Here is a 12251-nt window from a genome sequence, read left to right on the forward strand (position 1 = left end):
GAGAGGGGAAATATCGTCATGACGTTCGACGACATACACACGACTCGACGCGAACAGCAGGAGAGGCACGAAAAGGAGCTGAACTCCGAACGGCGGTACGTGGCACGGCTCCACGCACAGCTGGATTCGGAACGGGCCGACGCATCGGCACGATACGAGGCGGCGCTGCGTGACAGTGGGTACTCACCGATGGAGCGCGACGTCGAGGTACGCTCGCAGGCCCGGGCGATCGCACGATTGGACGTGGCAGACGCCGGACTGTGCTTCGGCCGGTTGGACGCAGCGTCAGGCGAGCGCTCGTACATCGGCAGGATCGGGCTCCTCGACGAGGCGAACGACTACGAGTCGTTGCTGCTCGACTGGCGGGCGCCGGCTGCACGACCGTTCTATGTGGCAACCGCGGCGAATCCCGAGGGCATGCGTCGACGCCGCCAGTTCCACACCCGTGGACGGGAGATCGTCGACTTCACCGATGAATCGCTCGGGCGTCCGTCGGACGACGACACCGGGGACTCGGCGCTGCTTGCCGCGGTGACCGCGCCGCGCGGCGACGGAATGCGCGACATCGTGGCGACGATCCAGGCCGAACAGGACGCGATCATCCGACTCGACCACCCGGGCGTACTCGTCATCGAGGGAGGGCCCGGCACCGGCAAGACGGTGGTGGCGCTGCATCGTGTGGCCTACCTGCTCTACACCCAGCGCGAACGGATGGAACGCCACGGCGTGCTCGTCGTCGGACCCAACCCGCAGTTCCTGCGGCACATCGGGCACGTGCTGCCGTCGCTCGGTGAGACCGACGTGGTGTTCACGACCACGGGAGACCTGGTTCCCGGACTGCATGTCACCGCAGAGGACGCGCCGGACGTGGCGCGGCTCAAGGGATCGTCGACAATTCTCGACCTGCTGGCAGCAGCGATCGCCGACCGGCAGCGGCAACCGCACGACCCGATCATGATCGAGTTGACCGATGTCACAGTGCGGATCGACGCCGAGACCGCGCAATGGGCGATCGACGAAGCGCGGGCGAGCGGCCTGCCGCACAACGAGGCCCGCGCGGTTTTCGCGGACATCGTCACGTGGGTGCTCACCGAACGGGCCATCGCACGGATCGGCCGCGGATGGCTGGATCGGTCCGACAAGCAGGCATGGGAGGACATGCGCTCGGATCTGAGCGTCGAACTCGAAGAGCACGAACGGTTTACGGCCGCGTTGGACGAACTCTGGCCGATCGTCACGCCGGAGGAGTTGTTGGCGCAGCTCTACACGTCGGAGGCACGGCTGCGCGCAGCCGGTGCCGATCGGGCGCTGTGGCGCGCCGACGGCCACGCGTGGACGGTCTCCGACGTGCCGCTACTCGACGAACTCGTCGACCTCCTCGGACGCACCGGCCCCGTCGATGACACCGCGGAACGCGAACTCGCGGCCGAGGCCGACTACGCAGCGGGAGTGCTCGACGTCCTGGTGAACCGTGAAGACCACATGGACGACGAAGACCACCTGTTCGCGCAGGACCTGCTCTACGGCTCCGATCTGGCGGGGCGCTTCACCGCGCGTGACACCCGCGACCTCGCCGAACGCGCGGCAGCGGATCGGGAATGGACCTACCGACACGTCGTCGTCGACGAAGCTCAGGAACTGTCCCAGATGGACTGGAGAGTGCTGATGCGTCGCTGTCCGGGGCGATCCTTCACGATCGTCGGTGATCTCGCTCAGCGTCGATCGGCCGCGGGGGCGACGTCGTGGAGCGAGATGCTCGAGCCGTACGTTCCAGGACGGTGGATGTACCGATCGTTGACCGTGAACTACCGGACACCCGCCGAAATCATGACCGTTGCCGCCGGCGTGCTCGCCGACTTCGCGCCTGGCATCGCACCGCCGGAGTCGGTCCGCGAGGCGGGGGTGGCACCCTGGTCCAGGCTGGTGAGTAGCGACGAACTAGACAGCGCCGTAGAGGAATTCGTGCGTGTCGAAGCCCTCGAAGAAGGAACGAGCGTCGTGATCGGACCGTCGGACGTCCCCGGCTCGGTCCTGCCCTCGGAGACCAAGGGCCTCGAATTCGACGCGGTCCTCATCGTCGAACCCGAACGGATCCTTGCCGAATCACCGTGCGGAGCAGCGGATCTGTATGTCTCACTGACTCGTGCCACCCAGCGGCTCGGGGTGCTGCACCGCGCACCGTTGCCGGAGGTCCTGTCCGGTCTCACGGACAGGACCCCGCTCACGCGGTGAACGAGGACCGACACTCCGGTCAGGACGAGAACCGGATCTGGGCCTGCGTCTTTCCGAGGACGGTGCGACCCTCGTAGCTCACTGTGATGTCGATCCGCGCCGTGTGTTCGCCAGGGTCGAGTCGGGCGACCTTGGCGGAAATCGACAGTGTGGCGCCGTCGACCGGATCGACGACCACGGGCCGCGTGAACCGGGTCTCGTACGAGATCACCGCGGTGGGATCGCCGATCCAGTCCACCACCGTCTGCAGCGCCAAGGCCGCAGTGAGCATCCCGTGCGCGAGCACCCCGGGAAGTCCGACCTCGGCTGCTGTGACGTCGTTGTAGTGGATCGGATTCAAATCGACCGATGCGCCCGCGTAGCGCACCAGGTCGTCGCGGGTGATCCTCGGTTCGGCCTTGGCGACGACGGCACCGACCTCGAGATCGCCGAACGCGCGGCGGGTGGGCAGGCTCATACGTCACCTCGATGCAGGAAACTCGAGGTCACCGTTGCGACCAGTGCACCGGTCTCGTCGCAGACTTCGCAGATCGTCGAGAGGAAGGAATTACCCGCGCGCTCGGACACGTCGACGATGGTCAACGTGGTCGACAGGTCGTCGCCGGCGACGATGGGCCGACGGTATTCGATCTTCTCCGAACCGTGGACGACCCGGTGCAGCTCGATGCCGGTGCCGGGGGACTCCATCAGCTGGGTCACGGCCGGACCCAGCACCACGGTGCTGAAAGTCGGTGGTGCGACCACATCGGAGAACCCGGCTGCGCGGGATGCCTCGACGTCGTGATGGAGCGGGTTCGTCGAGCGCACAGCGCGGGCGAATTCACGGATCTTCTCGCGGCCGACGAGATAGTTCGTCGGTGGGAATACCCGACCTGCGAGATCAGGGTTCAGTGGTGCCATCCGCCGAGCTTATCGGGCGGCAAGGCCGGGTCGGTGCGGGAATCGTCCGTTGCGGCAGACAGTCGCTGCGCGAACAGCCGGCACGAGCGGAGAAGAGCCTCGCTGCCATCGATCCTGAAGTCGGCATCGACGAAGGCGAGGATGTGGACGAGCCACTGCCACGAGTCCACATCGAGGCCGACAGCGGTGCAGTCGTCGTTCACGGAGCGGATCCGGGCTTCCTGGAACTTCAGTGTGTCGGCGACGTGCTCGACCGGCGCGTCGACCAGCAGATCCACCGCTTCCTTGCCTCGGCGGAGGTTATGGCGAAGGTATTCCGACGCCGAGTCGGCCGGAAGATCCCGTATCGGGTAGCGGTGGCCGGTACGGACCGGTTCGTGCAGGCGGTCGACCCGGAAGACGCGCCAGTCCTTGCGGCGGGTGTCCCAGGCCAATAGGTACCAGCGCAGGAGGTGGTGGATCTGGCGGTACGGGTCGACGCGTCGCTCGGTGGTGTTCCTCGCTGCGTCGATATAGCGGAAGGTGATCGTCTCCCGATGCGCGATGGCCTCGGCGATGGTGCTCAGGTGCTGTGCGGTCACCGTCGGTGCCTGCTGGGGACTGGTCTCCAGTCCGGCACGGATCGCGGTGAGCAGCGGTCGGAGTCGAGTGGGAAGGAACTGGTCGAGTTTTCCGTACGCGCGGGACGCCGCATCGTCGATGCCGTCGGTCGCCGCATCGTCGCTGCCGCCGTCCGCGAGCCCCACCGAGGCGAGTGAGGCGAGTGCCAGCAGCGTGGCGACGGCCTCGTCGTCGTCGAGAACGAGCGGTGGCATCGTTCGCCCGGCGGCGAGTCGGTAGAAACCGCCGGGACCGGGCTGCGTCTCGACCGGGTACCCGTACCCGCGCAGGCGGTCGACGTCGCGGCGCAGCGTCCGCGGACTGACTTCGAGCCGGCGTGCGAGTTCGTTGCCACCGATCGAGCGACCGGTCTGCAGGAGAGACAGCAGCGCGAGCATCCGTTCCGTCACGTCGGCCATGTGCCGATTCTTCCCGAAAATGCGGTCAGGATGCGGCCGCATTCGGTCGTACCGTCGAGGCATGACAGCTACGCGACACATCACTGTTCGCAGGGCACACACCAACAACCTGGCCGACCTCGACCTCGACATCCCGCGCCACCGGCTGGTCGTCGTCGTCGGGGTGTCCGGCTCGGGTAAATCGTCACTGGTGTTCGACACGATCGCCGCCGAGGCGGGGTACCAGCTGGGCGAGACGTTCCCGCCGTTCACCAGGAACCGACTGCCGAAATGGAGCCGGCCCGCCGCCGAACACATCGCAGGTCTGACCCCGGTGATCGTCATCGATCAGCGCAGGATCGGCGGAAACGCCCGCTCGACCGTCGGCACCATCACCGACACGTGGACCTACCTGCGATTGCTGTACTCGCGCATCGGGACACCGCACGTAGGCGAATCGAATCGCTTCTCGTTCAACGACCCCGCGGGAATGTGCCCCACCTGCTCGGGCCTCGGGGAAGTCGTCGCCAGTGCGGTCGAACGCTTTCTCGACCTCGATAAGTCGCTCGCCGACGGCGCCATCGTGCTCCCGGGTTTCGGCGACGGCGGGTACTGGTACTCGTTGTACGCCGACATCGGAACATTCGACGCCCATACCCCGCTGCGGCAGTGGAGCGAGGCCGAACGCGACGCACTCTTGTACGGCGGTGAGGCCGCGGCGAAACTGGGCCGCAGGACGCCGAAAGAGTACGAGGGCGTCGTACCGCGATTCGAACGCATCTACCTGCACACCTCCGACAATCTGTCCGAACGCAAGCAGGACACAATCCGCCGCTTCACGAGATCGCAGACCTGTCCCGAGTGCGACGGCGACCGGCTGAACAAAGCCGCCCGCACCGCGGTCGTGCTCGGTCGTACCCCAGGCGAGATGTCCCGTCTCGAGATTGCCGAACTTCTCGACCTCGTCCGCACCATCGATTCAGCCCATGTCGCGCCGGTCGTCGTCGCGCTGACGGAACGGCTCGACGCCATGGTGAAGATCGGACTCGGGTACCTGACACTTGCCCGCCCGACCACAAGCCTGTCCGGCGGCGAATCCCAGCGCATCAAGACGGTCCGACATCTCGGATCGAGCCTGACCGAGATGACCTACGTGGTCGACGAACCGACAGTGGGGCTGCACCCGAGCGATGTCGAGTCGATGGTCGAATTGCTCGAACACCTCTGCAGCAGTGGTAACAGCGTGCTGGTCGTCGAACACGATCCCGCGGTGATGGCCCGGGCGGACGAGGTGATCGAGATCGGACCGGGCGCCGGCGCGGCCGGCGGCCGACTCGTGTTCCAAGGGACATTCGACGACCTGCGCCGCGCCGATACTCCGACCGGGCGTGCCCTGCGTCGACGAGCACTGCCCGAGCGTGCGCCACGGCCCGCGGCCGGCTACCTCACCGTCGCCGACGCACGACGAAACAATCTGCAGCATCTCACCGTGCAGATCCCCAGAGGCGTGATGACCGTGCTCACCGGCGTTGCGGGATCCGGGAAGTCCAGTCTGGCTACGGAACTCGTCGACCAACACGAGGCAATCGTGATCGACCAGAAGCCCGTGAGCACAAACCGGCGCTCTACCCCGATCACCTACACCGGCATCGCACCCTCAATCCGGAGACTGTTCGCGCGCCGCAACGACGTGCCCTCGACTCTGTTCAGTGCCAATTCCGACGGCGGGTGCCCGGATTGCATGGGCACCGGCGTCATCTACACCGATCTCGCGTTCATGGAGGGACAGGAAGTCGTGTGCGAGACGTGCCACGGACGTCGATTCACGCCCGAGGTCCTCGCGCACACCGTCGACGGGCTGTCCATCGCGGACGTGGACGATCTGACCGTCGCGCAGGCCGTCGCCCGCTTGCCCGACAAGGGCATCGCTCGCGCGCTGGAACAGCTCGCGGCGGTCGGCCTGGGCTATCTGCGTCTGGGGCAGTCGTTGAGCACGCTCTCGGGAGGCGAATGCCAACGAGTCAAGATCGCCAAGGAACTGCGGCAGGTGGAACAGACCACCACCTATGTCCTCGACGAACCGACCACCGGGCTGCACATGAGCGACATCGACGCCTTGCTGCACGTTCTCGACACCCTCGTCGAGGCCGGGAACGATGTGGTGGTCGTCGAGCACAACCTCGACGTCATCCGCCGCGCCGACTGGCTGATCGACCTCGGCCCCGGGCCCGGCCGACACGGCGGGACCGTCCTGTTCGAGGGACACGTGGCCGACTACACCGGATACGACACGCCCACGTGTCGTGCACTGGCGGAGGCCCTCGAATGAGCCCCGGCGCGCCCGCGTCGGTGACGCCGGACCGGTGGCGGTCTCCGGTGGCTCGATCCCGCCGAGTCGCTTTCGAGGTTCGAGGAGGCAGGCACTACTGTAGGCCCGGTGAGCCTGGTCCTTTTGCCTGCAGTCGACGTAGCCAACGGTGAAGCAGTTCGCCTCGTCCAGGGAGAGGCGGGCAGCGAAACCGGCTACGGTTCTCCGCGCGACGCCGCCTTCGAATGGCAGAACGCCGGTGCCGAATGGGTGCACATGGTCGACCTCGACGCGGCGTTCGGCCGCGGCGACAACCGTGAACTGATCGCGCAGGTCGTCGGGGAACTCGATGTGAAGGTCGAACTCTCCGGTGGTATCCGCGACGACGCGACCCTCGCAGCGGCCCTTGCGACCGGCTGCGCGCGGGTGAACCTCGGCACCGCCGCCATCGAGAATCCCGAGTGGTGCGCACGCGTCATCGGTGAGCACGGCGACCGCATCGCCGTCGGCCTGGACGTCAAACTCATCGACGGCGAATGGCGTCTTCGCGGGCGCGGCTGGGTGTCCGACGGCGGCGACCTCTGGGAGACACTCGAGCGGCTCAACAGCGAGGGGTGTTCCCGATACGTCGTCACGGACGTGACCAAGGACGGCACCCTCAGCGGCCCCAACCTCGACCTGCTCGGCTCGGTGTGCAACGCCACCGACGCTCCCGTCGTGGCGTCCGGCGGCGTCTCGACCGTCGACGATCTGCGTGCGATCGCCACGCTCGTCGACGAAGGAATCGAAGGCGCGATCATCGGCAAAGCGCTCTACGCCGGCCGGTTCACTCTTCCCGAAGCACTCGACGCGGTTTCGCGCTGACGTCGATGGCCGCGAACCCAGACCGCGAACGCCTCCTCGCTGTTGCGAGCGAGGTGCTCGACGGTGTGTCCGGGCGGTTCGTCGCCGGCCATGGAGCACCGCGGTCGGTGGACAAGGGGCGCAACGACTTCGCGACCGACCTCGATCTCGAACTCGAACGCCGCATCAGCGGTGAGCTCGCCGAGCGCACAGGTATCGCTGTGCACGGCGAGGAGTTCGGGGGGCCATCGGCGAGCAGCGGGACAGTGTGGCTACTCGATCCCATCGACGGCACCGTCAATTATTCGGCGGGACTCCCCACCGCGGGAATCCTGCTGTCGCTCGTCGAGGACGGCGAACCGGTGCTGGGCTTGACATGGATGCCGCTGATCGGCCACAGGTTCTCCGCGGTGGTCGACGGTCCGCTGCTGTTCAACGGTGAGCCCCGAAAGCGTCTCGAACCTCAGCGGCTCGAGGACCACATGATCGCTGTCGGCAGCTTCGACGTCGACAGTCGCGGTCGTGTTCCCGGACGCACCCGGCTGTCCGTCATCACCGAACTGAGTCGCCGGGTCGCGCGGCTGCGGATGCACGGCTCGACAGGTATCGATCTCGCCTACACGGCGTCGGGGGCGCTCGGCGGAGCGGTCGTGTTCGGTCACCACCCGTGGGACAACGCGGCCGGGGTGGCGCTGGTCCGTGCGGCAGGCGGGATCGCCACCGACTTCGAGGGCAGGCCCTGGCGCATCGGGAGCGGATCGGTACTGGCCGCAGCTCCCGGAATTCACGACGAAATATCGGACATTCTGAGATCCGTGAGGACGGAGTCTCGTTCAGAAGGAGAATCCCAATGACGCTCGCCGTGCGAGTGATCCCCTGCCTCGATGTCGACGCCGGACGGGTCGTCAAGGGAGTCAACTTCGAGAATCTGCGCGATGCCGGCGACCCCGTCGAACTTGCCGCCCTCTACGACGCCCAGGGCGCCGACGAACTGACCTTCCTCGATGTCACCGCCTCGAGCGGTGATCGCGGCACGATGCTCGATGTCGTCACCCGTACCGCCGAGCAGGTATTCATTCCGCTCACGGTCGGCGGCGGAGTCCGCACGGTCGACGACGTCGACCGACTGTTGCGGGCGGGTGCCGACAAGGTCTCGGTGAATACTGCGGCGATCGCGCGGCCGGAAGTGCTGCGCGAGATGTCCGAGAGGTTCGGCTCCCAGTGCATCGTGCTGTCCGTCGACGCCCGCACTGTTCCGGACGGTCAGGAACCCACCCCGTCGGGCTGGGAGGTCACCACCCACGGTGGCCGCCGCGGCACCGGTATCGATGCGGTGGAGTGGGCTCGGCGCGGTGAAGAACTGGGGGTGGGGGAGATCCTGCTCAACTCGATGGACGCCGATGGAACCAAGACCGGCTTCGATCTGAAGATCATCGAGTCCGTGCGTGCGGCGGTGCGCGTCCCCGTCATCGCATCGGGCGGCGCCGGTGCGGTAGAGCACTTCGCGCCGGCCGTACAGGCGGGCGCTGACGCGGTGCTCGCGGCGAGCGTGTTCCACTTCCGTGAACTCACGATCGGGCAGGTCAAGGATGCGATGCGCGCGGAAGGAATTGTGGTCCGATGAGCACTATCCTGAACCCGGAGATTGCGGCCAGGCTCAAGCGTAACGAGGCCGGGTTGTTCGCGGCGGTCGTGCAGGAGAAATCCACCGGGGCGGTCCTGATGATGGCGTGGATGGACGACGAGGCGCTCGCGCGCACGCTCGCCACACGCAAGGCCACATATTTCTCGAGATCCCGCAATCAGTATTGGGTCAAGGGTGAGACCTCGGGACACACCCAATACGTGCACGAGGTCCGGCTCGATTGTGATGGTGACACCGTGTTGCTCGTCGTCGACCAGGTCGGTGCGGCATGCCATACCGGTACGCACACGTGTTTCGACACCGACGTCCTGCTCTAACCCGAGAAGCGTAGTTAATCGACGAATGTGCCCGACCGCCCGCGATGCGGGGTCGGGCACGTTCGTCATTGCGCCGTTCGCGGGTGAAACCTTGTCATCGCCCTGTGATGACGTGTCATCGACGAGTGCATTTGATCTGTGTGATGTAACACAAAGCGGTGTTGATCGGGGCCCCCGGATGTCCATGCGGGATCCGGATCCGATGTGGTGGTCCGGACCGGTGCGTGCCAGCATCGCTGTCGGTCGGCGAATGCCGCGCAGTCGTTGACACCCTTCGGTCTGTGGCTGAATTGCCTTGCGGTGCAATCGATGATTCGCGTCGGCCGCTAGGGCATGCGTCCGGAGCGGGCGTACCTGGGTGCTGCGAGGTGCGGCATCCGGGCGGCGCATCGAATGTCGCTGATGTGAATGATGTGCTTCGAGTGTGGCATGGAGCATGTTCATGGCGGCGGAGTTGGCTCGGGCACGATCGCTTGAAGGTCTTACTACCTGCAGCGTTACCTGGTTGTGACCTCAAGGCCGCCGAATTGTGACCCTCCGGGATGGACGACTTCCTTCGGTGAACGTGCGCGGCCCCCCATTTCCGGAGGCCGAACCGAACTCGGTCGAATTTTGGAGCACGACCCATGTCCCTTACATGCTCGCGGCACGTCCGTGTCGCGATCGCAGCCGTGGCGTTGATCGGTACGGCAACCTCTGCCGTTCTCGGTTTCGGCGCGGCCGATGCCCAGGCCACTCCGGTGGCTCCGGCGCCCACCCGGTACGACGCGTCGAGCAACCTGCTCGAGGTGCTGGAACTCGCCACTCTTGCCGAGAGCGGGTGGGCTGTCGCCGACGACCCTTCGGCTCCGATTCCGGCCGAGGCCTCGGATGCCTCCGCCGACGCGTCGGAGGCTGCCCCGTCAGAGGCTCCTGCTCCCGCACCACCGGCTGTCACCACCGACGATCTGAGGATGATCGTGCCGCAGATTCCAGCCGAGAGGATCGACCAGTACATCGCTCCGTTGAACGAGGCGATGACACGCAACGGTATCGACACGCCGGTCCGCCAGGCGGCGTTCATCGCACAACTCGCGGTCGAGTCCGACTCCTTCCGGACGTTCGAGGAGTATGCGTCCGGTCGTGCCTATGAAGGCAGGGCCGATCTCGGCAACACCCAGCCCGGAGACGGTGAGCGATACAAGGGCAGGGGAGCGATCCAGGTCACCGGTCGTCACAACTACGAGGAACTGAGCCGGCACACGGGGGTGGACTTCGTCGCGAACCCCGAGTTGCTCGCCGCGCCGGAGAACGCTTTCGCCAGTGCAGCCTGGTATTGGACGTCGCGTGATCTCAACCAGGTTGCGGACACGGCGGGGATCGTCCGGGTATCCGAACTCGTCAACGGCGGTCACCATGCCCTCACTCGTCGGATCGCCGACTTCGAGCGGGGCCTCGACGTGCTGCTCGCGCCGTAGGACGCGAGCGTAGGGTTCGAGCGACGGCGAACCCGATGCAGCGATCGCCGATGCGACGTCACAGCTTCGCCCTCCCTGTGATTACAGTGCGTCCATGCCTCTTATCCAGATCAGCCAGACGCCCGGACTCACGAGCGAGCAGAAGGCCGAGGTGATTGCCGCGGTCACCCGCGCCTACGCCGAGGCCGCAGGCAAGAGCGAGTCGTCGGTGTGGGTGACGCTTACCGAGGTGCCGCGCGAGAACTGGGGCGTCGGCGGGACGCCGCTGGGGTGACTGTGGGACGCCGCTGGGGTGACTGTGGGACGCCGCTGGGGTGAGTGCAGCCAGTGGTCAGAATGATCGGACCATGGTGAGTTGGTGTACGCGGGCGCCCTCGTAGCGAAGTCCGGGAACCGGTGGGGTGCTGCCGTGTGCTGCGAATCCCATCCGTTCGAAGAACCTTGCTGCCCTGGTATTTTCGACCAGTGTCTGGAGGTGGCAACCCGGCACTTGTTCCGAGCGTAGGCGATCGAACCAGGCGTCCATCAGTCCGGAAGCTGCGCCCGTGCCGCGCGCCTCCGGCGCAACGTTGATGTGCAGGTGCGCAGGCCACCGTGGATCGTGGATCTCGCCTGCCGTCGGGGTCCGGCGGATTGCTGCTGCGGCCGCGTCGAGCATGCTGCGCCCGAAGAACATGACGGCCTGCCTGCTGCGAAACGGCCGGTGTCGACGGAGGGAGTCGGTGATGAGTGTGTCCTCGCTCGGGAATGCCGCGGTGTCGACGCACCCGGCGAGGTAGCCGACGAGTGCTCCGTCGTGCTCGGCGACGAACAGGGAAGCGGGTTCGAGGTCCATGTACGGATCGAGATAGACCGCTGCTTCGGAATCAGTGTGACCCCACAGTGATTCGGTGGGGGATCCTTGTCCCGCGCGTGCGAACAAGGTGCGTAGGTCGGGGCGATCGTTCTCGGTGAATGTCCGAATCCGCATTCGGACAAGCTACCGCAACGTTCAGGCCTTGCCGGTGCCTTCGGCGATGCCCTTGTCGAGTTGGGTCAGCAGGGCGGTTCCGATGGTCTCGAGGGTGCTCACCTGTTCGTCGTCGAGACCGTCGAAGACGAGTCGTTGGACCGTATCGACATGTGCGGGTGCGGTCTCGACGACCTTGGTGTAGCCGGTGTCGGTGAGGACGGCATACGACCCTCGGCTGTGTGGGATCGCTTCACGGCAGACCCAGCCGCGTTTGGCGAGCCGGGTGACGACGTGGGAGAGCCGGGACAGCGACGCGTTGGCCTCCTCGGCGAGCGCAGATAGTTGCAGGCGACGGTCCGGGGCCTCCGAGAGGACGGCGAGGACGAAGTACTCGAAGTGGGTGAGGTCGGCGTCGCGCTGCATCTGGGTGTCCAGTGCTGCGGGCAACCGGGTGATCACTGCCACGAGCGAACGCCAGGCTTTCTGTTGGCGGTTGTCGAGCCACCGGGGTTCGTCGCTGCTCATGGTCGAACAAGCCTCTTTTCGAGTCGTCGTGATCTGTCCAGACTGCCAAACCGGAATGCTGTGCCCTGCGGTGG

13 protein-coding genes are annotated in these 12251 nt (G+C 66.2%); 8 read left to right on the forward strand and 5 right to left on the reverse strand.

The genetic code is table 11. The features are described from left to right. The first annotated feature begins 18 nt into the window (after window positions 1-18). The gene (helR, locus tag HCA61_RS03260; RefSeq protein ID WP_169686571.1) at window positions 19-2232 is read left to right on the forward strand and encodes an RNA polymerase recycling motor ATPase HelR; all 2214 of its coding nucleotides are present in this window, start codon (window positions 19-21) and stop codon (window positions 2230-2232) included. A gap of 19 nt (window positions 2233-2251) precedes the next feature. On the opposite strand, the gene HCA61_RS03265 is transcribed toward helR, so the two are convergent. The 3 genes from HCA61_RS03265 to HCA61_RS03275 are packed head-to-tail and all read right to left on the reverse strand — an operon-like array spanning window position 2252 to window position 4151. After that, window positions 2252-2689 carry a MaoC/PaaZ C-terminal domain-containing protein gene (locus HCA61_RS03265; protein ID WP_169686573.1) on the reverse strand — a complete coding sequence of 146 codons (438 nt, stop codon included), beginning with the start codon at window positions 2687-2689 and terminating at the stop codon, window positions 2252-2254. Beyond that, window positions 2686-3132 (reverse strand): MaoC family dehydratase N-terminal domain-containing protein, encoded by a 447-nt coding sequence (locus tag HCA61_RS03270; protein ID WP_169686575.1) that lies wholly within the window; start codon window positions 3130-3132, stop codon window positions 2686-2688. Before HCA61_RS03270 ends, HCA61_RS03265 begins: the two co-directional genes overlap by 4 nt. After that, window positions 3120-4151 (reverse strand): WYL domain-containing protein, encoded by a 1032-nt coding sequence (locus tag HCA61_RS03275; protein ID WP_169686577.1) that lies wholly within the window; start codon window positions 4149-4151, stop codon window positions 3120-3122. Before HCA61_RS03275 ends, HCA61_RS03270 begins: the two co-directional genes overlap by 13 nt. A gap of 61 nt (window positions 4152-4212) precedes the next feature. Between HCA61_RS03275 and HCA61_RS03280 the strand changes: the two genes are divergently transcribed. From HCA61_RS03280 to HCA61_RS03310, 7 genes are all read left to right on the forward strand, one after another. Next, entirely contained in the window at window positions 4213-6459 is a 2247-nt protein-coding gene (locus tag HCA61_RS03280) for an ATP-binding cassette domain-containing protein (RefSeq protein WP_169686580.1), read from the forward strand. Window positions 6460-6567: 108 nt separating this feature from the next. Continuing rightward, entirely contained in the window at window positions 6568-7302 is a 735-nt protein-coding gene (priA, locus tag HCA61_RS03285; protein ID WP_169686582.1) for a bifunctional 1-(5-phosphoribosyl)-5-((5-phosphoribosylamino)methylideneamino)imidazole-4-carboxamide isomerase/phosphoribosylanthranilate isomerase PriA, read from the forward strand. Window positions 7303-7307: 5 nt separating this feature from the next. Further along, entirely contained in the window at window positions 7308-8135 is an 828-nt protein-coding gene (locus HCA61_RS03290) for an inositol monophosphatase (protein WP_169686584.1), read from the forward strand. Then, on the forward strand, window positions 8132-8905 hold the full coding sequence (gene hisF / locus HCA61_RS03295) for an imidazole glycerol phosphate synthase subunit HisF (RefSeq protein ID WP_169686586.1): 774 nt from the start codon (window positions 8132-8134) through the stop codon (window positions 8903-8905). Before HCA61_RS03290 ends, hisF begins: the two co-directional genes overlap by 4 nt. Beyond that, window positions 8902-9243 carry a phosphoribosyl-AMP cyclohydrolase gene (hisI, locus tag HCA61_RS03300; protein WP_169686588.1) on the forward strand — a complete coding sequence of 114 codons (342 nt, stop codon included), beginning with the start codon at window positions 8902-8904 and terminating at the stop codon, window positions 9241-9243. The genes hisF and hisI overlap by 4 nt, the downstream gene beginning before the upstream one ends. Window positions 9244-9869: 626 nt before the next feature. Next, window positions 9870-10700 (forward strand): glycoside hydrolase family 19 protein, encoded by an 831-nt coding sequence (locus tag HCA61_RS03305; RefSeq protein WP_169686590.1) that lies wholly within the window; start codon window positions 9870-9872, stop codon window positions 10698-10700. Window positions 10701-10743: 43 nt separating this feature from the next. Continuing rightward, window positions 10744-10974, forward strand: coding sequence for a 4-oxalocrotonate tautomerase family protein (locus HCA61_RS03310; RefSeq protein WP_308198828.1), 231 nt, complete (start codon window positions 10744-10746; stop codon window positions 10972-10974). A gap of 57 nt (window positions 10975-11031) precedes the next feature. Here the strand turns inward: HCA61_RS03310 and HCA61_RS03315 are convergent, their stop codons facing one another. Beyond that, the gene (locus tag HCA61_RS03315) at window positions 11032-11670 is read right to left on the reverse strand and encodes a GNAT family N-acetyltransferase (protein WP_169686592.1); all 639 of its coding nucleotides are present in this window, start codon (window positions 11668-11670) and stop codon (window positions 11032-11034) included. Between the two features lie 21 nt (window positions 11671-11691). Beyond that, window positions 11692-12177, reverse strand: a complete 486-nt coding sequence (locus HCA61_RS03320; RefSeq protein ID WP_169686594.1) for a MarR family transcriptional regulator — start codon at window positions 12175-12177, stop codon at window positions 11692-11694. Window positions 12178-12251 lie beyond the last annotated feature (74 nt).

Source organism: Rhodococcus sp. HNM0563 (assembly GCF_012726195.1).
GTDB lineage: Bacteria > Actinomycetota > Actinomycetes > Mycobacteriales > Mycobacteriaceae > Rhodococcus.

Coding starts and splice junctions, on each gene's coding strand:
- helR (WP_169686571.1), top strand. CDS start 19: ATGACGTTCGACGACATACACACGACTCGACGCGAACAGCAGGAGAGG.
- HCA61_RS03265 (WP_169686573.1), bottom strand. CDS start 2,689: ATGAGCCTGCCCACCCGCCGCGCGTTCGGCGATCTCGAGGTCGGTGCC.
- HCA61_RS03270 (WP_169686575.1), bottom strand. CDS start 3,132: ATGGCACCACTGAACCCTGATCTCGCAGGTCGGGTATTCCCACCGACG.
- HCA61_RS03275 (WP_169686577.1), bottom strand. CDS start 4,151: ATGGCCGACGTGACGGAACGGATGCTCGCGCTGCTGTCTCTCCTGCAG.
- HCA61_RS03280 (WP_169686580.1), top strand. CDS start 4,213: ATGACAGCTACGCGACACATCACTGTTCGCAGGGCACACACCAACAAC.
- HCA61_RS03290 (WP_169686584.1), top strand. CDS start 7,308: ATGGCCGCGAACCCAGACCGCGAACGCCTCCTCGCTGTTGCGAGCGAG.
- hisF (WP_169686586.1), top strand. CDS start 8,132: ATGACGCTCGCCGTGCGAGTGATCCCCTGCCTCGATGTCGACGCCGGA.
- hisI (WP_169686588.1), top strand. CDS start 8,902: ATGAGCACTATCCTGAACCCGGAGATTGCGGCCAGGCTCAAGCGTAAC.
- HCA61_RS03305 (WP_169686590.1), top strand. CDS start 9,870: ATGTCCCTTACATGCTCGCGGCACGTCCGTGTCGCGATCGCAGCCGTG.
- HCA61_RS03315 (WP_169686592.1), bottom strand. CDS start 11,670: ATGCGGATTCGGACATTCACCGAGAACGATCGCCCCGACCTACGCACC.
- HCA61_RS03320 (WP_169686594.1), bottom strand. CDS start 12,177: ATGAGCAGCGACGAACCCCGGTGGCTCGACAACCGCCAACAGAAAGCC.